The organism is Clostridium paraputrificum, assembly GCF_900447045.1.
Lineage (GTDB): Bacteria > Bacillota > Clostridia > Clostridiales > Clostridiaceae > Clostridium > Clostridium paraputrificum.
Genome location: NZ_UAWH01000016.1, coordinates 159,381 through 182,257, shown reverse-complemented (window position 1 = coordinate 182,257; position 22,877 = coordinate 159,381). Strand labels below are relative to the sequence as shown.

Below are 22,877 nucleotides of genomic sequence, written 5' to 3'. Positions count from 1 at the left end.
TATACTTAGGATGGAGAATATGAAATGGTAAATCAAAATAGTACAGAAGTTGCAAGAATTGCTACCAGAATGGCAATTAGTAATAGAGATGAGGAAGAAATTTTAAAAGAAAGCTATTTTAAGCAAGGAGTAAAAGTTACAGCAGTTAATGTTGGTGGCAATATTAATGAATCAATTCATAAAATTCTTGAAAGAGCCTTAGTGGCATCTAAAAGGAATAACTTAATTAGAGATGAGCATCTTCATGAAGGAGCAGTGATAGGTGCAACTAGAGATGCATTAATGCAAATAAGTAATAGAGCAAATGCACAAAATGTAGGTGGAAAAATAGGCATAGCAAGAAAAGGTGAACATATTTCTGTATGTATTTTTTTAAGTATTGGACTATTGCATTTAGATGAAGTTGTAATAGGAATAGGGCATAGGTCATTACCTGAATAATAAGATGTTTTTTAAAGAGAGTGCTAGTTACTCTCTTTTTTTACTACTATAACAAAATTTTAAATATAAGTAGTAGAGTATATATGTTAAAAACTTAACATTAAAAAACAGGTTAAAACTGTTGACTACAGGGGTTTTACCCATTATTATAAAGGTATTGTTGATAGTAGTTATCAGGATATTTTTTACAATGATGGAAACGATTTAGAAGTGAATTATTTAATGATATTATGTCAAGAATATAAGTGGTATTTTAGATAGGTATCATTATAAGAAATAATAATTATTTAATGCTTTTATAGCATAAAAGACAATGAAGTTGGAGGAATTGAACATGAAGGTTTTAGTAATTAATTGTGGTAGTTCATCTTTAAAGTATCAATTAATTGATATGGAAACAGAGAACTCATTAGCACAAGGTTTAGTTGAAAGAATTGGAATTGAAGGATCAGTTTTAACACAAAAGGTTGAAGGAAAAGATAAGTATATAGTTAAGACTCCTATGAATAACCATAAAGAAGCTATTGAAATAGTATTAAAGGCTTTAGTTGATGGTGAACATGGTGTAATTAAATCAATGGATGAAATTACTGCAGTTGGTCATAGAGTAGTACATGGTGGAGAAAAATATGCTTCATCAGTATTAATAACTGAGGAAGTTAAGAAGTCAATTGAAGAATGCTATAAGTTAGCTCCATTACATAACCCACCAAACATGATTGGTATAGAAGCATGTGAGGAGTTAATGCCAAATACACCAATGGTAGCAGTATTTGATACAGCATTCCATCAAACAATGCCAAAGGAAGCTTTCCTTTATGCATTGCCATATGAATTATACTCTGAAAATGGAATAAGAAAATATGGATTCCATGGTACTTCACATATGTATGTATCAAATAAAGTTGCAGAAGTTATGGGCAAAGATATAAAAGATCTTAAGATAGTAACTTGTCATCTTGGAAATGGTGCATCTTTATGTGCAGTTAAAAATGGTGTTTCAATCGATACTACAATGGGATTCACACCACTTGATGGTATTGTAATGGGAACAAGATCAGGAAGTATAGACCCTGCAATAGTTTTATACTTAATAAATGAATTAAAATATTCAACAGAGGATGTAAATACATTATTAAATAAGAAATCAGGTGTACTTGGAATTTCAGGTGTAAGCTCAGACTTTAGAGATATTGAAGATGCAGCAGCTAAGGGAGACGAAAGAGCTATACTTGCTTTAGATATATATCACTACAGAATTAGAACACAAATAGGAGCTTATGCAGCTGCTATGGGTGGTGTAGATGCTATAGTATTTACAGCTGGTGTTGGAGAAAATGGTCCTGAAACTAGAGAAGCTTGCCTAGAAGGTTTAGAATTCTTAGGAGTTAAGGTTGATAAAGAAAAGAATAACGTAAGAGGAAAAGTAAGAGAAATCTCTACTGAAGACTCTACAGTAAAAGCATTTGTTATACCAACTAATGAAGAATTAGTTATAGCAAGAGATACTAAAAATTTAGTGAAGTAGTTTTATTAGATAAATAGTTCTATCAAATTTTGATAGGACTATTTTTTTGCTAAAAAAATATTTTACTTATTTAAGTAGTTCTTGTAAAATACTAAGGTATGTATAAAGAAAGGAGTAGGGTTGTGGATAATAGTATTTTAAATAATGTAGTATATCTTTACATTGATGCTACATCCTTCGATCCATTGTATTCAGAAATAATAAGAATAGATGGAGTAAAAATAAAAGAAGGTAATGTTGAAGTTTTCTCTACTTCCTTCAAGAATAAATTACAAGATATAAAAAAGTTAATGTTATTTATAGAAGTGCTTCCAATAATATGTGAGGATGCATCATTTACAAAAAGATTTTTAGAAAAATATATAAGTGATATAAAGAATGAAATATTAGATTTAAGGGAACTTTGTTCCATTTTAGAACCGTGGAGAAGAGATTATAGAGTTATAAGTTTAATAAAAGAAGTTACATCAATTGATTTTGATAATATAAATAAAGCAACAAATATTCTTTATGTACTTAATTCATTTTTATGTAGATTGTGGGATAAGGAAGAAGAGTATAAAAAGAAAAATGCTAATTTATATAATATATTAAAACTTGATTATAATATCCATGAAAAATGGGGGTGGGCTGTGTATTTACAGAAGCCACTGTTTTTTAATTATAATGAATTTAATTATGTTAAATATAATAAAAAACAAGAAGTTGAGATTAAAGCTTCGAAAAAGAAAATTCCTTATAATGAATTTGAAAAGTTATTAAGAAGGAAGGATATATGGAATAGAGGGGGAGATTTCAATTATCAGTATAGAGAAGAGCAAGAGAAATTTTCATTTAAGATAAGAGAAAATATTGAAAGAGAAGAACGTATATTTATTGAGGCACCAACAGGAAGTGGTAAGACCTTTGCATATTTGCTTATAGGAATACTTCAGTGCTACAAAAATTTGAATACACATAATGTTGAGGATGCATCTTTTATTATTTCTACAGATACTAAAGAGTTACAAAATCAACTTGTAGATAGGGATATTCCTAATATGCTAGAAATGCTTGGATTAAGTGATAGGATAAATTTTGGATACATAAAAGGAAAAGGCAATTATTTGTGTCCGGAACGATTAGCTAAAAATAGTGAAGTTACTGGTAACTTAATAGAGAATTTAAGAGAGATTTTTTTAAAAAGACTATGTGAAGAGGGTGAGTATGGGGATATTGAAAAAGTATCTCAGTTTGCCTTTAATCATTTTAACTTAGATGGGGATATAAATAAGTTTTTATGTGATAGTGATGAGTGTAACTTAGATAGATGCTACAAAAAGTGCTATTTAAGAAAGAGGTATAATGAATTACCACAAGAAAATATAACAGTTGTAAATCACTCCTTACTTGCTAGTTGGCCATATGGTGAAAAGAAAAAGATTACTCATCTTATAATAGATGAGGCTCATAATTTAATGGATAAGTGCTATGACTTTTTTGCAGATGAATTTGAATCTAAAGTTTTAGAAGAACAACTAGAGTACTTATATGGAAAGGAACCTTCTATCTTTAGAATATTAAATTATTTAAATGCATCTTTAGGATATAGAGAGGTATTAGATTTAGATAAATTGAAGTATTTGGTATCACAAATAAATTTAGATATTCAAGGTTTATTGGTTTATTTAAATAATGCAGAGCTTCCTAATGAGGAATATAACTTTAAGATAGAATATGTTTTAGCTGAATCTCATATTAAGGAAAAGCTGAAAGGGTTAGATGTATATATATCTAAGTTAAAACAAAATATATATGCTTTATATTCAGTGTTAAATAAGTATTTTAATAATATAACCTTAGAGGGGGAAGAAGGTAAGGAAGAGCACGAATATAGGATGGTAACAAACTATATTTTAAAACTAAAGTCTTCCTTTGATACCCTAGATTCATTTATAGAACAGTCAGAAGGAAAAGGAAATACCGCAAAAGAGTTTGAGGTATCAAAAGATAACAGCTATTTTAGAATAAGAAACATACCATTAAATGTAGATGAATTATTTAATGAACAGATATTAAATGATGTAAAAAGTGTTACATTTTTATCTGCAACACTTAGGATTAATAATTCATTTTTAAGAATTAAGTCTATATTAGGACAGGAAGAAGCAAATGAGTGGGTGGTTCCACCTACTTTTAACTTAAGAGATAGAACTAGGATAATTACTTTAAAGGATATTGGAAGGTATAATAGTAGAGATTTTATAGAAAATTCTTCTCAATTTATATATGAAATGGCTGTGAAGTTAAATGGTCATATACTAGTGTTATTTACTAATAATTTAAGGAAACAAGCTGTTGAGGATAGACTTAATGAACTAGTAAAGGGAAGTAAAATAGAAGTACATTCAAATAAAAAGTCAATAAGGTATTTAAGTGATAGAGATAGGCAGGTTATTATATTAGGAAGTAAGGGGTTTTTTGAAGGGATTGATTTACCTGGAGATGCATTAACAGCAGTTATTCTAGATAAGATACCTAATAAATCTATTGAAGATCCATTACTGAAAGCAATAGTTAATTATAGAAAAAAGGATTATAGATATGTTAACTATCCACAACTTTGTATAAAAGTTAAACAAGTTTATGGAAGACTAATTAGAAGTACTACAGATTATGGATACTTTTGTATTTTAGATGGAGGAACTAATAATAAGACTCTTTTAAGTCTGCAAAGAGATTTAGGAGGCCCTATTATTGAGAATATTTCTAAGAAGGAAGTATTAAGAAGGGTAGAAATTGATTACTATAGATGGAATTTGGAGAACTTAAGATCTATTTGTAAAAGTATAAATGGAGAGGAGTTTTATAATTCATTTATAGAAGAAAATAAAAAAAGAAAGTCTTTCTTTAAGATAAATATTAATAATGGAAGATATGAAATTACAAATATGAATTTTAAGTTTATTAAATAGCAAAGTAAGAGGTGGAAATATATGTTTTTAGATGAGGTGAGGTATAAAGATAATATAGGTGTTAAGTGGACTATATATTCAATTATTTTTACTATAATTTCTTTTAACTTTGTGGCAATATTAACATTGTTTTTTGGCAATGCTAAAGTAATAGAAGAATCTAATATAGAGAGTCTTATAATCAATGGTGATATAATATTGGCTATATTTTCATTAATATGTTGTTATACATTTTACTATATTTATAAAGAAGATGACATATTTATAATAAGTCAAGTATATACCATGATGACTATCGAGTTCGTTATAATCAACACATTTGGAAATTACTGGGGAATAGAGATGCGAGATAGATATATAACAATAATTGCTATATATCTGTATGAAGGTTTTCTATTATCCTATATAGTATATAAGAAAAATATACTATTTAAGTATATATTGAATAATAAGTTATTATCATGTATATTAGTATCCCTTTTATCCGTATCAATAATGTTTGGGAAAATAGGAGAAGTAGTAAGTTATGAAGATATAGTAAGTGAAAGGATGTTTTTTTATTTAGTTTGGGGATTAATCTTATTCCACTTTATACTAGTATTTATATTGTTTAAGAATAGTATAAAAACAAAAAGAATTATTTATTCTATATTTGGAGCAAGTATAAATATAGTAACTATAAAAAATTTGTATATTTTTATATTGCACAATAAATATCCAGATAATGTAAAAATGCTTGGATATATATTAACATTTATGGCCTTTTTGGTAATAATAATAGGTTTGTTTTTTGAAATGATTTTTAGAATTAGAGAGTCTGAGAAATTAAGACTTAATCTAAATGTGTTTTATGCTGCAAATGAAAAGAATTTACATAGTAATATCTTAGTGTATAATGAAAACTATAAAATTGTATATGCAAATGAATTGGCAAGAGGAATTATTAATGAAGGTGCAACTATAGAGGACCAGTATAATAGACTGGAGAAGAATTCTATATTTAATATCAATAAAGAAATTTCTGAAAATATAAAAAAGATACTTGAAGAAAAGGGTAGTTATTTAAATATAATGTATTTTAGTAACTTAAAGAAATATTATGAGGTACACCTTCAAAAGGTAGTAACAGATGATTCAAAGTGGATAATAGGAAGCTTTATAGATAAAACTGATGAATGCGAAGTCATTGGTAAGCTAAAAATAAGTGAAAATAGGCTTAAGAGTGTAGCAGAGAATATATTAGATTTTATTATTACTATTGATATAAGTGGAATAGTTACTTTTGCTAATACCTCAGCTATAGAAAGTTTAGGGGTTAAAGTGGAGGAGATAATAGGGCATAGGTATGGAGAGTTTTTTAAAAAGGATAATGGAGATACATTTGTAATTGATAATATTAAAAATAGCGAGATAATAAAACATAAAATATTATGTAACAATGGTGATAGCTTAAGAGTAGAATCAGTTTTTAGACGCATTAATAGTGAATTTGAAGGATATGTTGTTATATCTAGAAGTTTAGAAATGAAGGAAGAACTAAAGTCATTAAGAGTTAAATATAATGAAATTAAAGAATACGATAGGATAAGAGCAGAGTTTTTTGCAAACTTATCTCATGAGGTTAGAACACCTATAAATATTATTTATTCATGTCTTCAATTATTAAACAATCAGAAAGATAATGGTTATGAGTCTTTAGCTAAATACTATATTAAATACGAAAAAACTATCAGTCAAAATGCATTTAGATTATTAAGGTTAGTAAATAATCTTATAGATATTTCTAAGTTAGATACAGGAGCAATGCAAATAAAAGTTAAGAATATAGATATTATTAGTTTAATTGAAAATATAACATTGTCTACTGTTCCGTATGTTGAAGAAAAAAAAATAAATATAATGTTTGACACTTCCATAGAGGAATTAATAGTAGGATGTGACCCTGAAAAAATAGAAAGGGTTATGTTAAATCTTATTTCTAACTCTGTTAAATTTACTCCTAAGGGTGGAGAAATTTTTGTTGATATTCAAGTAGATGAAACTTGGGTATATGTAAGAGTAAAAGATACAGGAATAGGTATACCTATGCATTTAAAGGATGTAATATTTGAAAGATTTGTTCAAAGTAATAAATCATTTAGTAGGGAGAGAGAAGGTAGTGGTATAGGTTTAGCTTTAGTTAAAGATATAATTAATAAACATAATGGAGAAGTTATGCTAGAAGATAGTTCGGAAATGGGAAGTACCTTTTTATTTAAAATTCCTAATTTAGTTATGGATGATGTGTGGAATGATGATGATAATAGAGCTGCTGAAACTGCAATACAAGAAAAGATTAATATAGAGTTTTCTGATATTTATGATAGATAATAATGAAAGTGGATGCATTAAAGAAGGTTTTGATGCATCCACTTTTTTAAAAAAGTTATTTATTGCTATAATATTTTTTGAGAATTTCATAGATTGATTTAAGATTTGATATTCTCTTTTCATAATTAAATATTTGCCCATCTCCAGCAACATATCTTGTAATCCTAGATGGCAGACCATATCTATCATAATTACAATTGAAACAGCTTTGTCTATCCATTTCTACTGGAGAGCCACAGTGTTTACATATCCACATATCTTTTTTCTTTCCAAAGCCTTGAGATTTTATTGTAATCTCCTTTTGAAATTTTTTTTCTAATAAATCAATAAGCTCTTCTAAGGCGTAAAAGTTATCCTTTGTTACAAGAGGAGGTTTAGCTGTTAGTGAAACTAAAAGGTCAATTTTTGTGTCATTATTATCTAAATTTTTAAATTGTTCTAATATAGAACTATAGTCAATAATATTGAAGGTTTTAATAAAAAGAGCCTTTTCTTTAGTTATATCATCAGTTACATATCTACATACCTCAGAGAAATTTTTGCCAAGTAGAAACTCAGTAACAGAATCTATATTATCCTTAAAACCAGAGAATATATTTTTAGTTGGATTATTTCCAAGTTCTTCAATAAGTTTGTCTACAAGCATTTTTTCACTTCCACTTGGTAAGGATGCTAAAAATCCTTCAACCTCATCTATAGTGCAATTGTAAAAGTCTAAGGGGGCATTAGAAATAAGTGTGTTTGAATATAATCTTGATAAATCTAATTTGATATTTTCTTCTTCAGAATTACTATCATCATTAATAAGATTAGTGATTTTACAAGCTGTTCCTGTAGCAGAAACCATAAACATTGAGTAATTTGAACCAAAGATGGGATCTAAATCGATATTTAAGCCTAGTATACAATTCATGTCTAGTAAACGTGCTTTGTTTTCCAAGGCATTTCTTGCCATAGATTTTAATTCGTCTAATTCCCTTGTATAAGATTTTGATATTCCACCTAAAATATCAGTCCATCCTGCAAACCAGTCTCTTAAAAAATTAGCTCCAGTAACAAAGTTTATAGATATATATCCATAATACTTTTCAATTTCATAGTTACCCATTAAAGTTGAAGTTGTAACAGTTAAAATATTTCTCATAAATTTTCCCCGCCTTTTATAAATATATTTTAATTATACAATATATAGATAAAAGATTAAAATTTGTGGTAATATAATTAAGAAAAAATAAACGAGGTAGGGAAGCATGATAAAAGGACTTGAAGAAAAAATACCTAATATTCATAAAAGTTGTTTTGTTGCAGAAAATGCAGCAGTTGTTGGAGATGTGGTAATTGGAGAAAACACGTCTGTATGGTATGGGGTTTGTATAAGAAGTGATATGGATAAAACTGTAATTGGAAAAAATACTAATATACAAGAAAATAGTACATTACATAATGATTTTGGGATTCCAACTATAGTTGGTGATGAGGTGACTATAGGACACAATTGTGTTATACATGGATGTAAAGTTTCTAATAATGTTTTAATAGGAATGGGGTCTGTAATATTAAATGGAGCAGAGATTGGAGAAAATACTATTATAGGAGCTGGAAGCTTAGTAACTCAAAATAAGAAAATACCGTCAGGTGTACTTTGTATGGGAAGTCCAGCAAAAGTAGTAAGAGAGTTAAGCGAAGAGGAAATAAAATCTATAAAAGAATCTTCTGTTCATTATATTGAAATGGCAAATATGCATAAATAAGGAGTAATTAATATGTACGTAGCATTTGGAAATAGAGTTGTAGATAGTTTAGATTTTAAGAAATTGATAGAAGATAATAGCAATTTTAAAGTATTAAAGGATATGTCTAAAGGAAGTAAGAGAGAAGATGTAGTAGCTTTAAATTTAAGTTTATCTGTTGATATTTTAAAGGAAATATTATCAGATGATTATGATATTAATGAGCTAACAGAAGATGAACTATTTGAAGAATTATTAGGATTATTCACTGAACTTGGAACAGATTTAGAGGAGTTCATGCCAGATGATTCTGTTATTAATGTTGAAAGCTATAAATGGGATGAAAGCGATAATGATGTAAGGGGAATAATTGTTATAGTTCATGAAGAGTTTAGTGAAGGAAAACTTAAAGATATAACTAGAAGACTATTAACTCAAGTAGAATAGATTATAGTCATATAAAGAAGGGAGTCTTTAGTATGGAGATATTTACAATAGGTCATTCAAATTATGATGTAGAGAGACTGATAGATATGCTAAGATTTTATAATATTAATTGCGTTGTAGATATTAGAGGTACTCCTTATTCTAAGTATAATATCCAATATAATAAAGAAATTATACAAAAAACTCTTGAAAGAGAAGGTTTTATATATATTTATATGGCAAAAGAGTTAGCTGCTAAACGTATAAATAAAGTTTCTTATAATGATGAAGGGTATTCAGATTTTGAGAAAGTAGTTCAGGAAGAAGAATTTATAAAGGGAATGGAAAGATTAAAGAATGGTTGCCAAAAAGGGTATAGAATTGCTTTACTTGGTGCTATGCAAGATCCAATAAGGTGTCATAGAGCAATATTGGTTGGAAGATCACTAAGAGATGCAGGATTTAAAGTTAAGCATATTCTTCACGATTATTCTATAGGAAGTCAAGAAGATATTGAAAAGTATTTATTAGAAAAGTATTATAAATCTGGATATCAATTAACTTTAGACTCTTTAAATAGCAGTATTTCAGAAGAAGATATGATAAGAGAAGCATATAAACATGCTAATAAAGAAATTGGATATAGAATAGAGCATATAGGTGAAGATAGGAAAAAAAATTAGTGGTAGGGAGTCTACCACTTTTTATTATTATTTAGGGATAAATTTTTAAAATACCTATATCTAAAATAACTTGGGATAAATACAGGTAGTAAGTATAATAAACAATTAAAGAATTAAAAAAGACTTTTAACACAACCTAAATAGATTGTGCTAAAAGTCTCGTTACCCAATGGGTTATAAGGCCAGGCGCTAACGACCAGTATGTTGACCCTATAGTTATAACTACTCCCTTTTAACTATACTTTATACTATGCACTTAAGCAAAAATTGTGCTGTAAAAATAATTTTTAAAAGAGGTTTTCTTATGAGAATAATGACATTTAATTTAAGATGTGATTTTATTTTAGATATTAATAACAGATGGACAAATCGAAAAGATATGGTAATAAATATTATAAAGAAATATAAGCCTGATATTATTGGAGTGCAAGAGTTAACAAATGTTATGCATAGAGAATTAGTGGATGTGTTAGATGAATATTATGTGGTCGGAACTCCAAGAAGTAAAAAAATGTTTGTAGAAAGAAATGATATATTTATCTCTAGAGAATTTCATGTAGAAGAATATAAAACTTTCTGGCTTTCTAATACTCCACAAAAAATAAGTAGCTCTAGATGGTATTCTGTATTTCCTAGAATATGCACAGCTGCTGTGATAAGAGATAATAATGGGAATAAGTATAGAATATGTAATTCTCATTTGGATTTTTTGTTTACAAAATCAAGAGTATATGAAGTGAGGAAGATACTAAGTTTTATTGAAAATGAAGAAGGTAAAGAAAATTTACCAACTATTCTTATGGGAGATTTTAATGCATCACCAAATTCTAAAGTTATAGAAGAAATAAGAAAATATAACTATAACAATAAAAAGTTTGTAGCTGTTCAGGACTATAAAAAAGAAATATACAATCATACCACAATGAGCAGATTTAAAGGGAGAAGTAAGGGGATTCATATCGACTATATTTTCGTGACAGATAATTTATCAATTAAAAGTATTCAAATACTAACATATAATGAAAATGGAAAGTATCCTTCGGATCATTATCCTTTAATTTCAGAAGTTGAATAATATAAGGTATTGACAAATAACGATTATTAATTGATAATATAGTTGAGCATTCTAGTCTGATATGGGATGCTATAAAGGTTATTTGGAGGTTTTAGTTTTATGAAAGCATTTGTTGATGAAAATATTTGTATATCATGTGGATTATGTGAAGGAACATGCTCAGAAGTTTTCTCCTTAGATACTGGAATAGCAGTTGCAGGTGAAGTTGTAGATGGAACTGAAGATGCTGTAAGAGAAGCGTGTGAAAATTGCCCAGTAGCAGCAATATCTATAGAAGAATAAAAAAAAAATTTTTGCAGAAATTATATGTATAGAAAAGGAGTTGAGCATATGTCAAATACAGTATGTTTATGTAAAGGTGTTTCGGAAGAAACAATAGTTGAAGCAATAAAGAATGGTGCAAAAACTTTTGATGAAGTAAGTGAAAAGACAGGAGCAGGTACTGGATTCTGTCATGCATCAAGATGTAAAGAAACTATTTTAAAATTAATAGATGAAAATAAGTAGTTTTTAGTAAATAATCCTAGTTTGGTTTTCAAACTAGGATTATTTTTTTGTATAATAAAAGTAAGTAATAAAAGAAGGGATATATATCATATGAAGAAAACTATAGGAATATTAGCACATGTAGACGCTGGAAAAACTACTTTTTCAGAGCAATTGCTTTATCATACAAACAGTATAAGAACTAGAGGAAGAGTTGATTACAAGAATTCATATCTAGATAATCATAATATAGAGAGGGCACGTGGTATAACTGTATTTTCTCATGATGCCATATTTAATATTGGTGAATCTACATATTATTTGTTAGATACCCCAGGTCATGTTGATTTTTCTACAGAAATGGAAAGAACTATATCCATGTTAGATTATGCAATATTAATAATTAGTGCAGTAGAAGGAATTCAAGGTCATACAGAAACTGTATGGAATATATTAAAGAAAAATAATGTGCCTACATTTATATTTATAAATAAGATAGATAGAGTAGGGGCAGAGGTAGGGAGAATTATAAATGAAATAAAAACTAACTTTTCTAATAAAATTTGTTTCATAGAAAATGGTTTAGAAGAAGAGTTAAGTGAAGAAGTAGTTGAAGGAATTTCAGAAAATGATGAGGAGTTAATTGAAAAGTATTTTAATGGTGAATATAGTAAAGATGAATGGATTAGAGCATTAAGAAATCAAGTAAAAGAGTGCAGAATTTATCCAGTATTTTCAGGTTCGGCTTTACAAGATATAGGTATAAAGGAATTTATATATGCTTTAGATAATCTAACATATACAAATTATGATAGTGAAGGTGAATTTAAAGGTGCTGTATATAAGGTGAAATATGATAAAGATAATAAAACTAGAATAACATTTATTAAATGTACTAATGGAAAATTTAAAGTAAGGGATGAAATTAAGTATAAAGACAAAAAGGATAAGATTAGTAGTATTAGGATTTATAATGGTGAAAAATTTAAGAGTGTTGATTCTGTAGAGGCTGGAGATATATTTGGAGTTACAGGGGTTACAGAGTTATACCCTGGTGAAGCTATAGGGTATAAGAAAGAAAAGATAGAATATGATTTTATACCAATTATGGTATCAAAGGTAATATTTAATGATGATATAAATGCTAAAGAAGTATTTAATTACTTTAAGATCTTGAATAGTGAGGATCCTTTATTGAATGTAACATGGATAGAAGAGTTTGAAGAAATAAATGTTCATATTATGGGAAGGATTCAAACTGAAATTTTAAAGGAAATAGTTAAGGAAAGGTTTAACTTAGATATTGAATTTGGGCCTTGTAATATTTTATATAAAGAAACCATTAAAGAAAAGGCTATTGGATCAGGTCATTTTGAGCCGTTAAGACATTATGCAGAAGTTCACTTATTAATGGAACTTAATAATAGGGACAAAGGAATAACATTTGAAAATAAGTGTCATAGTGATAATTTAAATATAGGACAGATGAATCTTATAAAAACACATGTATTTGAAAGAGAGCATAGAGGAATACTTACGGGTTCTCCAATTACTGATATAAAATTTACTCTTTTAACAGGGAAAGCTCATTTGAAACATACTAGCGGAGGGGATTTTAGAGAAGCTACTTATAGAGCAATAAGACAGGGGCTAGAACAGGTGGAAAATATTCTTTTAGAGCCATACTATAGGTTTAAAATTAGTGCAGATATAGAATATATGGGAAGAATTATTTCAGATATACAAAGATTAAGTGGAAGCTTTAATGCCCCAGAACAAAATGAAAATAAGGTAGTTATACAGGGGAGAGGGCCAGTATCTACATTTATGGATTATAGTAATGAATTTAATGCATTTACAAAGGGAAAAGGTAGTATTAGTCTTACATATGATGGGTATGATAAGTGTCATAACTGGGAAGAGGTAATAGAAAGTAGAGGATATAATAAAGATGCAGATATAGAATACACATCTACTTCAATTTTTTGCTCAAAAGGACAAGGATATTTAGTTAAATGGGACAAGGTTAAAGAAGAAGTTCATTGTGATTTAGAAGGTCTAATTTAATAATAGGAAGTGTTAGTGTGAAGGAGTATATACAGAATTATGAGAAGTGGCTTAAAGAAATATTAAAGCAGGAGTTAAATAATGATGAAGCAAATAAACTTGCGAATTACCATAAAACTCAAATACAATTTCTTCAACATGAGAGATTTGTACATTTAATAGTAATGGTAATGACTATTATACTTTTCTTTATTACTTTTTTTATATTTTATAATAATGTTAGCTTGCCCCTAGGAGTATTAATGTTTATTTTGGGAGTTTTGTCAGTTGCTTATATAATTCATTATTACAGATTAGAAAATACGGTGCAAAAGTGGTATAAGATATATAACTCACTTGTTATAAGAGAGGATAGACTAGGATGAATTTTTTTCCTAGCCTATCCTCTTTTAACTATCTAGCTTCTTTATAAGGTTAATAGCAAGAGCTGGGTCGTATTCAATAAGCAAGCTAAGTAACTTTTTATAATTATTTAATTCATTTGTTTCTTTAGTAATTGCTATCTCTGGATTTTTAGAATACTTATCTTGAAAATAATTAATAATTGATTTATTAAGCGAAAGAAAATATTCATTATCATTTATATTGGTTAGAGGTTCACACTTATTAATTATTAGGTTAACTATATCTTTTAAACAAGGTATCTGCTTAATCTTATACATAGCGAGAATATCTTCACAAACGACTTCACTTTTAGTTAAATTATTATCCCAGCTATTTATAATGTCTTGTACTATGGTATATCTTTTTGATTGAAGAGATATATTTAATGTCTTATAAAATTTAGTTTCTTTCATTTAAAATCACCTCATTAATATTATTTATAAAAATATATGTAAAGTAAGTTGATAAAATGATAAAAAATCTATATTAGTCTTAAGTGTTGCAATTTTATTATCCAGTTGTTAAACTTTAAGTGAAAGTTATATTAAATTATAAGGAGTACTTAAAGATGAGAGTTAGTTATAGAAATCCTAAAGAATTAGCTACAGCTGTGAAAGATGCAATTGATACTTATTTAGAAGACCTAATGTCTTATGAAGATCTAGAAAAAAAGATTTTAAAAATGATAGAAGTAAATGAAGAAAGACTAGTTAAGAATGGTAATGTTGATAGAAAGGTATCATTAGTTTTAGGAGAAGATAGAGTTGAGATTATTAATAAGATAATAAAAGATAATGATAAATAAAAACTCACGATTGTGAGTTTTTATTTTATAAATTTAGTGAATAAATATGTAAGAATATATAATCATATATAAAAAGAAGGAGTTTTAAGTAAAATATTGAATACTTTAATTAGCAGATTATTTTACTTAATAAGGGGTACGTAGGTAATGGGTAATGGTAATGGTATAAAAGATATAAATTTGATTTTAGAAAAAGTAATAGAAGAAATAAATGAAGGTAAAGATAAAATATTTAGTATTACAGAGAGTCTTAAAAATGAGTTTGAAAATCAAAAACAGGAGTTAGAGATAATTTTAGTTAATATAAAGGAGACAATTAGAGAAGTAGACCAATTAGAAAAAAAGGATAGGGAGATGAGAAATAAACTAGCTAAAATTTCAGCTAATTTAACTGTATCTGATGAATTAGTAAAGAAGGTTTACAACGAAGCTCTTGAAACTAAAGTAAGATATATAACTAAACAAAAAGAAGAGCGTGAATTAAGGGGAAAAAGGGACAAAATTGAAATATCCTTAAAAAATTACCTTAAAAACATAGAAGAAGCTGAAAGCGTTGTCTGTCAAGTAAATGTAGTTTTAAACTATTTATGTGGTGATTTAGGCAAAACTGTTGCTAGTATGAATGAAAAGAATAATCAAGAGATGGTTATCAAGATACTAGAAATACAGGAAGCAGAAAGAGGACGAATAGCAAGAGAAGTTCATGATGGAGCAGCTCAATATTTGGCAAGTTCAATAATGAGAATAGACTTTTGTAAGAAAATATTAATGGAAGACTTAGAAAAAGGCCTTAAAGAAATAGATGAGTTAAAAAGTACAGTAAGAAAAGCATTAATGGAAGTAAGAGGAATTATATTTGATTTAAGACCTCCATACTTAGAGAAACAAACTTTAGAGGAATCAATTCAAGATTTAATTGATACTTTTTCAGATGAAAGTAATATAAATATAAAGTTTAAGATGTTAAATTACGACAAATGTAATAATACAGTGGAAATTGGTATTTATAGGATAGTACAAGAACTTATCTGTAACGTAAAGAAGCACTCAAAAGCTAACTATGTGGAAATTTTAATAGAAAAAGGAACAAATTACTTGTTTATTAGTTTTAAAGATGATGGAGTGGGATTTAACTTAGAAGAGGTAATACATGAGTCAAAGCTAAGAAAAATATCATATGGAATAGTCGGAATATTGGATAGAGTAGAAGGATTAGGTGGTAAAGTAGACATTAATTCGAGAATAAATCAAGGAACAAAGTATAGGATAAAGGTGCCTATTATTAGGGGGAGTATGATAGATGATAAATATTGCAATAGCTGATGATCATGCTTTAATTAGGGAGGGATTAAGCAAGATACTAAGTTATGAAAAAGATTTAAATATAGTAGCAGAAAGCAGTAGTGGGGAAGATTTAATTAAAAAAATAGAAGGAATAGAAGTAGAGATAGTTCTTTTAGATATAAATATGTATGCTTTAGATGGAATAGAAACATTAAAAATCATAAAGAATAAATGGAATAAAATAAAGGTTATTATTTTGACAGTTGAAAAGCAAAGAAGAAAAATAAGAGAAGCAATGGATTTAGGTGCTTCAGGATATGTGTTAAAAGAATCGGCTGGAAGTGAAATAACTAATGCAATTAGAACAGTATATGCTGGTGGCAAATATATAGATAAATCATTGATAGACTCATTTATTAATGACGTGAATATTGAGGGAACAAATAATTTACTTGATTCATTAACTAATAGAGAACTTAGAATATTACTTGAAATATCTAATGGACTTAAAAATAAGGATATAGCAGAAAAGTTATATTTATCAGAAAAAACAATAAAGAATTATGTAACAGCTATATTTAAAAAGATAGGAGTTGAAGATAGAGTTCATGCTACTATTTTTGCCATAAATAATGGTATAGAGGGATATTATAATAGAAGAGTGTATAAAAAAATAGAAAAATAGGAAAAAGGTCCTAGAAAAAACGGGACTTTTGCCTACTTGAGCTCAGCAAGAATTCCTATATAATATAAGTTATAAGATTAATCTTGCTTTGTAGTTAATTCTCCCAGGATTAAGTACCTGTTTCCCCAAACGGGCAAGATTATTTTATAATGTTATATCGTTTGCAGTGTTTCATAAAAAGGTGTAGATTTTTCTACACCTTTTTACTTTATATAAGTGAAATATTGTTAAGTGTGTTTTTTATGTGATAATATAGACTAAATTGGAGGGGTGACTATGAGTTTAAAGGATGATGTAAGAGTTGACTTTTTAAAGGAACAAAATAAAACAAGAGAGTTTGATAAAATAAGGATTTTAAGTGATATTAGTGAAGAAAATGAATATTCTATTGATGATCAAACTTGGAATGACTTAAGTATGAACGATATATATGGGGAGATAGATAAAACATATTCCACTCCTGGAGAGCAGGTATTATATTCTATTTTTAAAAACCCATTAATGAGTGAGGAGAAACTTAATAAAAGAAGTGAATTAATAGATTATTTTATAGAAAATCAAGATTTGACCACAGAGATAAGATTTAATTTATTTAAGTTAGGATATGATAAGAAAAATAGATTATTAGAGATGATATCTGATAAATTACCTGTAAATAAGAAAAAGTATTGGTTATATAAGGTTCTTGGGAATATTATTCCTATAGCATTAATTGTTTTAGCCTTTATTTTTAAAGAACCTAGACTAAATCTTTTATTATTAGTAAGTGTATTTGTAAATATAGAGATTAATAGAAAAGAGCGGGAAATAATTAAGTCTCATGGACTAAGTTATTTAAGTGATTTATTTATAGCTAGTGAAAAAATCTGTAAAATTAAAGATCATAAGATATCTTACTATGTTGAAAACTTAAAGTATAACTTAGAAAATATTAGTTCTTTAAAAAAGGGGACTATAGTAATAAAAATAATTAATGCCTTTGGAGGATTACTTGAGTTACTATCAATCCCTTTTTTATTAGAAGAAACTACTTTCTATAAAATAAGTGACAAAATTGAAGAGAATGCAGGTGAAATATATAGAATTTATTATTTAATAGGTGAATTAGATGCTTTAACAGCTATAGCTAGCTATAAGGCTTGTAATAAAAATAAACTATCAAAGCCTAGATTCATTAATGAAAATAAATTAAAGGTTATAGATGGGGTACATCCTGTTTTAAAAAAGCCTGTACCTAACTCAATAAGTATTGATGGAAAGGGAATAGTCCTTACAGGTACAAATATGTCTGGGAAATCTACTTTTTTAAGAATGCTTGGAGCTAATATAGTTCTAGCTCAAACTATGAATTTTGTTATGGCAAAAGAGTATGAAGGATGTTTTTTAAATATAGTTTCATCTATTGCTCCTAAGGATGATATAAATGCTGGAAAAAGTTATTATTTAGCAGAAGCAGAATCAATACTTAGGATAATTAAAGCTTTAGAAAAAGATGTAACAGTCTTCTGTCCAATTGATGAAATTTTTAGGGGAACAAATCCTATTGAAAGGATATCTTCTTCAGCAGAGATATTAAGTTATATTAATGAAAGAAATGCTATTGCGATTGTTGCTACTCATGACAGAGAATTAACAGATATGCTTAAAGATGAGTATGAATTTTATTACTTTAGCGAAGATATAGATGATAATACAGGATTAAGCTTTGATTACAAATTAAAAAAGGGAGTTTCTAAAACTAGAAATGCCATAAGGCTTTTAGAGTATATTGGATATCCAAATGAGATTATACAGAAATCTTATAAGAAATCAGAGAAATTAGAAAAGTATATATAGATTAATTATGTTGGTAGAAGGATAGGTTTATTATCCTTAAAAGCAATATCATCACATGAATAGTCCGATATACGTTTTCCCTTTGGTAAAAATGTCGTATCAAACCATTATGACACTCATTGGTATCTTCCCCAATAGAAGCATCTGGTGACCATGAGTCATTTGTAATTTTGTCTACAGTATACTTACTAAAGTTGCTACATTCTAATAGTTTAAAATTACGTACAGCTTCGCTAGTATCGGTAATGTATACTTGAACATGGTTTCCTTGTCTTATTTGAATAGTTGTACCACGACGTATTTCAATTAGAATAGTATTTATTGATCTACCAAGTTCTTTAGATATCTTATATGCTGAAAATCCATATTTCAAACGAAGCTCTATAGTCATACGTTCTAAAAAAATCAAGTGTTTATTTTTGCTTAATTCTGTATTAATATTTGAATGATCCATATTGATTATCCTTCGTGTATGTTTTGGTTTGGCGATTAAATCATAACACAGAATAATCTATTATGGATTTTTTTATTAGTTCAATTTCATTTTACAATTAGTCAAAAATCCTAAGAACACAGATATAAAGGCGTTTTTAATAACTATGTTATTTCAAATATTTGCATCAAAAAATACCTTTAGTAAATAAAAAAGGGGCTGTATCAAATTTTTTTGGATATAGTCCCTTTTTCAACAAACTGAAAAAGCATAAATCAAAAAGATTTATGCTTTTGTATAACGATTTATAAGGTACTCCATTAAATTTAAAGAGTTACCAAAAAAATAATTTAAATTTTGATTTTCGTGATCTATACCAGTGCTTCCACTTTCTACAATGAAGGAAAGGTCACTTTTAGCAGTGTAGCTACTGTGTTCTGTAGCTGTCAAAGCAATAACTTTACCACCATAAATCTTACATTCATCCATTTTGAGCAAACCGTTTTTGTTTTCGCCTGATTGAGAAAATGTAATTAAGGTATATGGTGTTTGATCTGACACCAAACTGATTTCCACACCTTCTAAATCAATAGCATAAATTTTTTTTAAGAGTAATTTACGATAAGTATAATTAACTAGAGTTTGACAAAATCCTTCACCAAACAAGTAGATTTTTTTATTAGAAAAAGCATCATTAAAATAACTATCTATTTGATCCCAGTCTTGAGTTACACTCACAAAAGGCAAGTATTCCAATTGATTAGTAGACTTATGTGAAAATTCTTTTGAAAGGAAAAAAATGAGTTCTTTAAAATTATTAAAGCCTGCTCTTTTTGCTAAGCGACTGATTGAGGATTGTGAGGTATAGTTCATTTGTGCAACAGTACGAATATCGATGATGTCTTTGCTTTTAATTGATTCTATAATGCTCTCTATTATTTTTTCATCTTCATCGCGAAAGTTACTGTTTGGAAACAAACGATTTAAATAGTAAATTTTGGACATAATATCACGCTCCTGTGAAAATATATTCATAAAATGAAATCGTAGCCATACTAGTGTATAAGCGTTGTTTACGTTTTTTTTATATAATATACTATTAACATAAAGAAAGCAAATACAATTGTATGAATATAGTTTCTTTAATAAATCTGTTAAGCTGTTATGAAAGAATAGCTTAATAAAATCTAGATTTTATTGTTCTTTAAATTAAAAGATCGTCTTTAATGAAAGAGGGAGATTATGAAAAAAGTAATTATAAATGCTGATGATTTTGGATACTCTTCAGCGGTCAATCTAGGAATCATAAAAGCTTATAAAGAAGGGATTCTGACCTCTACAACTTTAATGGCAAATATGCCAGGATGTGATGAAGCTATTACGCTTGCTAAGGAAAATCCAGATCTTGGAGTAGGAGGTCATCTTGTTTTAACTTGTGGAAAACCTTTAACTAAAGGAGAGTCACTCATAGATGAAAACGGATATTTTTATAGTCTAGCTGAATATAAAAAACATCGTAATGAAATGTGTGATGAAGAAATTTTTCAGGAATGGTCTCATCAAATAGATTATTTAATGGATCATGGACTTAAGTTGACTCATTTAGATAGTCATCATCATGCCCATACATTTCCTGAAAACTTGGAGATAACGAAAAGAATTGCAGATAAATATCATTTGTGTTTTAGAAATGTCTTTGAGTTAGAAGAAAATATAGATTTACCTGTTCAGAAGGGAATTAAGGGGTTTCTAGATTTAATGGATCATTCCGCAATTCGTGACTTAACAATACCTTTTGAAAAAAACCGAATTAGATGTTTCGAGGAAGTTCAAGCAGTCCTTGATCAAGTTGAGGATAATGAGATAACAGAGCTTATGGTTCATCCAGCTTATGTAGATGAGATTCTGTATTTCAATTCTTCATTCAATATTCAAAGGATGAAGGAAGTATCAATTTTGTGTGACTCACAAATGAAGCAACTATTTGCAGATAATCAGATTGTTACATGTAGTTACAAAAATGTATAAGTATTTGTTGATTATTAACTTTTTTAAAAGTTGTAATAATTAAATTAATACTATTAAAGGGGGACATATATATGAAGGAGAAATTTGTTAAATCAGCTAGTATTTTTTCAAAAGCAATTATTCAGCCAGTAATGTTTATGGCGGTGACTGGAATTATTTTATCAGTTTGTGCAATTTTAAAACTGGAATTTATGCCAACCTTCACAAAAAATATTGGGGATTTTATCTTTAATATTTTATCTGGTGGTATGATTGGTCAACTAAGCGTTATATTTTGTGTAGGAATTGCTGCAGCATTAGCAAAACCAAAATATAAAACAGATGCGGCAATTTTAGGGATTATTACATTTTTAATATTTTTATATGCAAATAATTCTTGGTTAACAATTACGGATCGCTTAGCTGTTGCTGGAGAACAAGGACTTTATGGTACTGGACAAGGAATTGTCTTTGGTATTCAAGTAACTGATATGGGAGTTTTTCTAGGGATATCTTTAGGTGTATTCGTAGGATGGATGGTCAATAAATTCGGAGAAATTAAGCTACATAAGTATTTGTCACCATATGCTGGTACAAAGTCTGTTTACATCTTAATCGTATTTGCAACAATTCTGTTTGCAATAGGAATTACTTATGTTTGGCCAATGGTTAATTCAGCAGTTGAAGGAGTGGTTAAAACAACTACAACTGCGGGAACAGTAGGGTTCTTCTTCTATGGGTTCTTAAATCGTCTCCTTTTGCCAGTAGGTTTACATCACTTTTTGTGGATGCCAATTTTTTATACTCCACTTGGCGGTATGGCAGAAATTGCGGGTCAAACGTATAACGGTGCATTTAATATCTGGTTAGCAGAATTAGGAAATGCAAGTCAAATTACAACAATGCATCCATCGATAGGTTATCTATCAAACTTTGGTTCAATTTCTTTACCAATTGGTATTGCCTTTGCAATTTGGAAAACGGCACGTCCAGAAAATAGGAAGAAGGTTGCTACAATTTTAATTCCAACTGTAACTACAGCTTTCTTGGCTGGTGTTACTGAGCCACTAGAATTTTTATTCTTGTTTTTATCACCAGTTTTATGGGTAGCGCATGCTGTAGTATATGGATTGAGTTTATTCATTACAAACCTAGTAGGTATTGCTATTCAGTTTGATACAGGAATAAATATGATTATCAATAGTTTTGCAATTCCAACACGCTTAGGGCATCAATATTTAATTCCAATAATCTTTATAGTAACTGCTGTTTTAGAGTATTTTGTATTTAAAAAATTAATAGTTAAGTTAAATATTCCAACATTAGGACGTGAAGGAGCCGAGGTTGTAAGTGAGCCATTCATTGATTCCATTGTAGATAATTCTGATTCAGGATTTGAACCACAAATTCAAAATATTGTTGAAGGTTTAGGTGGTGCAGACAATATTGAAAGCATCATTAATTGCTACACAAGATTACGTGTTGATGTAAAAGATGAAAATAAAGTTGACATTAAAGTATTAAAAGAAAAAGTCAAGTCTTCTGGAATTGTTGATAAAGGTAAACATATCCAAATCGTCATTGGTATGGGTGTAGAACAAGAACGTGAAAAAGTTGAAGCTTATATAGATTATTTAAAAAAAGTACATGTATAAAGTGAGAAATAGTTTTTGAAAATTGGAG

Annotated in this window: 21 protein-coding genes and 1 pseudogene; 18 read left to right on the top strand and 4 right to left on the bottom strand. The window is 28.2% G+C overall.

The features are described from left to right. Nucleotides 1-24 precede the first annotated feature (24 nt). The 4 genes from DR024_RS14165 (at nucleotide 25) to DR024_RS14150 (ending at nucleotide 7,293) form a co-directional block, all read left to right on the top strand. Complete coding sequence (locus DR024_RS14165; RefSeq protein WP_027097409.1) at nucleotides 25-441, top strand: HutP family protein; 417 nt, start codon at nucleotides 25-27, stop codon at nucleotides 439-441. Between the two features lie 334 nt (nucleotides 442-775). Beyond that, entirely contained in the window at nucleotides 776-1,969 is a 1,194-nt protein-coding gene (locus DR024_RS14160; RefSeq protein ID WP_027097410.1) for an acetate kinase, read from the top strand. 122 nt (nucleotides 1,970-2,091) lie between these two features. Beyond that, nucleotides 2,092-4,923 carry an ATP-dependent DNA helicase gene (locus tag DR024_RS14155; RefSeq protein ID WP_051195901.1) on the top strand — a complete coding sequence of 944 codons (2,832 nt, stop codon included), beginning with the start codon at nucleotides 2,092-2,094 and terminating at the stop codon, nucleotides 4,921-4,923. 21 nt (nucleotides 4,924-4,944) lie between these two features. Continuing rightward, complete coding sequence (locus DR024_RS14150) at nucleotides 4,945-7,293, top strand: sensor histidine kinase (RefSeq protein WP_065254460.1); 2,349 nt, start codon at nucleotides 4,945-4,947, stop codon at nucleotides 7,291-7,293. Nucleotides 7,294-7,348: 55 nt separating this feature from the next. On the opposite strand, the gene DR024_RS14145 is transcribed toward DR024_RS14150, so the two are convergent. Beyond that, nucleotides 7,349-8,437 carry a YbjQ family protein gene (locus DR024_RS14145; protein WP_055185244.1) on the bottom strand — a complete coding sequence of 363 codons (1,089 nt, stop codon included), beginning with the start codon at nucleotides 8,435-8,437 and terminating at the stop codon, nucleotides 7,349-7,351. Between the two features lie 106 nt (nucleotides 8,438-8,543). Here DR024_RS14145 and DR024_RS14140 point away from each other — a divergent pair, with 106 nt between their 5' ends. The 8 genes from DR024_RS14140 (at nucleotide 8,544) to DR024_RS14105 (ending at nucleotide 14,125) form a co-directional block, all read left to right on the top strand. Next, nucleotides 8,544-9,044 carry a gamma carbonic anhydrase family protein gene (locus DR024_RS14140; protein WP_027097413.1) on the top strand — a complete coding sequence of 167 codons (501 nt, stop codon included), beginning with the start codon at nucleotides 8,544-8,546 and terminating at the stop codon, nucleotides 9,042-9,044. Nucleotides 9,045-9,056: 12 nt separating this feature from the next. Then, complete coding sequence (locus tag DR024_RS14135; RefSeq protein WP_027097414.1) at nucleotides 9,057-9,470, top strand: hypothetical protein; 414 nt, start codon at nucleotides 9,057-9,059, stop codon at nucleotides 9,468-9,470. A gap of 32 nt (nucleotides 9,471-9,502) precedes the next feature. Then, nucleotides 9,503-10,132, top strand: coding sequence for a DUF488 domain-containing protein (locus tag DR024_RS14130; RefSeq protein ID WP_027097415.1), 630 nt, complete (start codon nucleotides 9,503-9,505; stop codon nucleotides 10,130-10,132). Between the two features lie 304 nt (nucleotides 10,133-10,436). Then, the gene (locus DR024_RS14125) at nucleotides 10,437-11,207 is read left to right on the top strand and encodes an endonuclease/exonuclease/phosphatase family protein (protein WP_055185249.1); all 771 of its coding nucleotides are present in this window, start codon (nucleotides 10,437-10,439) and stop codon (nucleotides 11,205-11,207) included. A gap of 99 nt (nucleotides 11,208-11,306) precedes the next feature. Then, entirely contained in the window at nucleotides 11,307-11,489 is a 183-nt protein-coding gene (locus DR024_RS14120; protein ID WP_027097417.1) for a ferredoxin, read from the top strand. 48 nt (nucleotides 11,490-11,537) lie between these two features. After that, nucleotides 11,538-11,714 carry a (2Fe-2S)-binding protein gene (locus tag DR024_RS14115; protein ID WP_027097418.1) on the top strand — a complete coding sequence of 59 codons (177 nt, stop codon included), beginning with the start codon at nucleotides 11,538-11,540 and terminating at the stop codon, nucleotides 11,712-11,714. Nucleotides 11,715-11,804: 90 nt separating this feature from the next. Continuing rightward, nucleotides 11,805-13,760 (top strand): elongation factor G, encoded by a 1,956-nt coding sequence (locus tag DR024_RS14110; RefSeq protein WP_055253728.1) that lies wholly within the window; start codon nucleotides 11,805-11,807, stop codon nucleotides 13,758-13,760. Nucleotides 13,761-13,777: 17 nt separating this feature from the next. Beyond that, complete coding sequence (locus DR024_RS14105; RefSeq protein WP_027097420.1) at nucleotides 13,778-14,125, top strand: hypothetical protein; 348 nt, start codon at nucleotides 13,778-13,780, stop codon at nucleotides 14,123-14,125. 24 nt (nucleotides 14,126-14,149) lie between these two features. Here DR024_RS14105 and DR024_RS14100 read toward each other — a convergent pair whose 3' ends face one another. Beyond that, nucleotides 14,150-14,557: a hypothetical protein gene (locus DR024_RS14100; protein ID WP_027097421.1), complete on the bottom strand. Its 408-nt coding sequence runs from the start codon at nucleotides 14,555-14,557 to the stop codon at nucleotides 14,150-14,152. Nucleotides 14,558-14,712: 155 nt separating this feature from the next. Between DR024_RS14100 and DR024_RS14095 the strand changes: the two genes are divergently transcribed. From DR024_RS14095 to DR024_RS14080, 4 genes are all read left to right on the top strand, one after another. Next, nucleotides 14,713-14,949: a TIGR04540 family protein gene (locus DR024_RS14095; RefSeq protein WP_027097422.1), complete on the top strand. Its 237-nt coding sequence runs from the start codon at nucleotides 14,713-14,715 to the stop codon at nucleotides 14,947-14,949. 147 nt (nucleotides 14,950-15,096) lie between these two features. Then, nucleotides 15,097-16,272, top strand: coding sequence for a sensor histidine kinase (locus DR024_RS14090; RefSeq protein WP_034865878.1), 1,176 nt, complete (start codon nucleotides 15,097-15,099; stop codon nucleotides 16,270-16,272). Next, nucleotides 16,250-16,918: a response regulator gene (locus DR024_RS14085; RefSeq protein ID WP_027097424.1), complete on the top strand. Its 669-nt coding sequence runs from the start codon at nucleotides 16,250-16,252 to the stop codon at nucleotides 16,916-16,918. The genes DR024_RS14090 and DR024_RS14085 overlap by 23 nt, the downstream gene beginning before the upstream one ends. Before the next feature lie 276 nt (nucleotides 16,919-17,194). Then, nucleotides 17,195-18,754, top strand: coding sequence for a MutS-related protein (locus DR024_RS14080; RefSeq protein WP_027097425.1), 1,560 nt, complete (start codon nucleotides 17,195-17,197; stop codon nucleotides 18,752-18,754). A 127-nt stretch (nucleotides 18,755-18,881) separates the two neighbouring features. Here the strand turns inward: DR024_RS14080 and DR024_RS14075 are convergent. Together DR024_RS14075 and DR024_RS14070 are read right to left on the bottom strand one after the other, a co-directional pair. After that, nucleotides 18,882-19,208 (bottom strand): annotated as a pseudogene (locus DR024_RS14075) (helix-turn-helix domain-containing protein); the annotation flags it as partial. 264 nt (nucleotides 19,209-19,472) lie between these two features. Continuing rightward, a complete protein-coding gene (locus DR024_RS14070; protein WP_027097426.1) occupies nucleotides 19,473-20,192 on the bottom strand; it encodes a MurR/RpiR family transcriptional regulator in 720 nt (239 codons plus the stop codon). Between the two features lie 237 nt (nucleotides 20,193-20,429). Between DR024_RS14070 and DR024_RS14065 the strand changes: the two genes are divergently transcribed. After that, entirely contained in the window at nucleotides 20,430-21,215 is a 786-nt protein-coding gene (locus tag DR024_RS14065) for a carbohydrate deacetylase (protein WP_027097427.1), read from the top strand. A gap of 71 nt (nucleotides 21,216-21,286) precedes the next feature. Further along, on the top strand, nucleotides 21,287-22,849 hold the full coding sequence (locus DR024_RS14060) for a PTS transporter subunit EIIC (protein ID WP_055184523.1): 1,563 nt from the start codon (nucleotides 21,287-21,289) through the stop codon (nucleotides 22,847-22,849). Nucleotides 22,850-22,877: the final 28 nt, after the last annotated feature.

Excerpts from the sequence above, each read along its gene's own strand:
- DR024_RS14165 (WP_027097409.1), top strand. The coding sequence starts at position 25 with ATGGTAAATCAAAATAGTACAGAAGTTGCAAGAATTGCTACCAGAATG.
- DR024_RS14160 (WP_027097410.1), top strand. The coding sequence starts at position 776 with ATGAAGGTTTTAGTAATTAATTGTGGTAGTTCATCTTTAAAGTATCAA.
- DR024_RS14150 (WP_065254460.1), top strand. The coding sequence starts at position 4,945 with ATGTTTTTAGATGAGGTGAGGTATAAAGATAATATAGGTGTTAAGTGG.
- DR024_RS14145 (WP_055185244.1), bottom strand. The coding sequence starts at position 8,437 with ATGAGAAATATTTTAACTGTTACAACTTCAACTTTAATGGGTAACTAT.
- DR024_RS14140 (WP_027097413.1), top strand. The coding sequence starts at position 8,544 with ATGATAAAAGGACTTGAAGAAAAAATACCTAATATTCATAAAAGTTGT.
- DR024_RS14135 (WP_027097414.1), top strand. The coding sequence starts at position 9,057 with ATGTACGTAGCATTTGGAAATAGAGTTGTAGATAGTTTAGATTTTAAG.
- DR024_RS14130 (WP_027097415.1), top strand. The coding sequence starts at position 9,503 with ATGGAGATATTTACAATAGGTCATTCAAATTATGATGTAGAGAGACTG.
- DR024_RS14125 (WP_055185249.1), top strand. The coding sequence starts at position 10,437 with ATGAGAATAATGACATTTAATTTAAGATGTGATTTTATTTTAGATATT.
- DR024_RS14120 (WP_027097417.1), top strand. The coding sequence starts at position 11,307 with ATGAAAGCATTTGTTGATGAAAATATTTGTATATCATGTGGATTATGT.
- DR024_RS14115 (WP_027097418.1), top strand. The coding sequence starts at position 11,538 with ATGTCAAATACAGTATGTTTATGTAAAGGTGTTTCGGAAGAAACAATA.
- DR024_RS14110 (WP_055253728.1), top strand. The coding sequence starts at position 11,805 with ATGAAGAAAACTATAGGAATATTAGCACATGTAGACGCTGGAAAAACT.
- DR024_RS14100 (WP_027097421.1), bottom strand. The coding sequence starts at position 14,557 with ATGAAAGAAACTAAATTTTATAAGACATTAAATATATCTCTTCAATCA.
- DR024_RS14095 (WP_027097422.1), top strand. The coding sequence starts at position 14,713 with ATGAGAGTTAGTTATAGAAATCCTAAAGAATTAGCTACAGCTGTGAAA.
- DR024_RS14090 (WP_034865878.1), top strand. The coding sequence starts at position 15,097 with ATGGGTAATGGTAATGGTATAAAAGATATAAATTTGATTTTAGAAAAA.
- DR024_RS14085 (WP_027097424.1), top strand. The coding sequence starts at position 16,250 with ATGATAAATATTGCAATAGCTGATGATCATGCTTTAATTAGGGAGGGA.
- DR024_RS14080 (WP_027097425.1), top strand. The coding sequence starts at position 17,195 with ATGAGTTTAAAGGATGATGTAAGAGTTGACTTTTTAAAGGAACAAAAT.
- DR024_RS14070 (WP_027097426.1), bottom strand. The coding sequence starts at position 20,192 with ATGTCCAAAATTTACTATTTAAATCGTTTGTTTCCAAACAGTAACTTT.
- DR024_RS14065 (WP_027097427.1), top strand. The coding sequence starts at position 20,430 with ATGAAAAAAGTAATTATAAATGCTGATGATTTTGGATACTCTTCAGCG.
- DR024_RS14060 (WP_055184523.1), top strand. The coding sequence starts at position 21,287 with ATGAAGGAGAAATTTGTTAAATCAGCTAGTATTTTTTCAAAAGCAATT.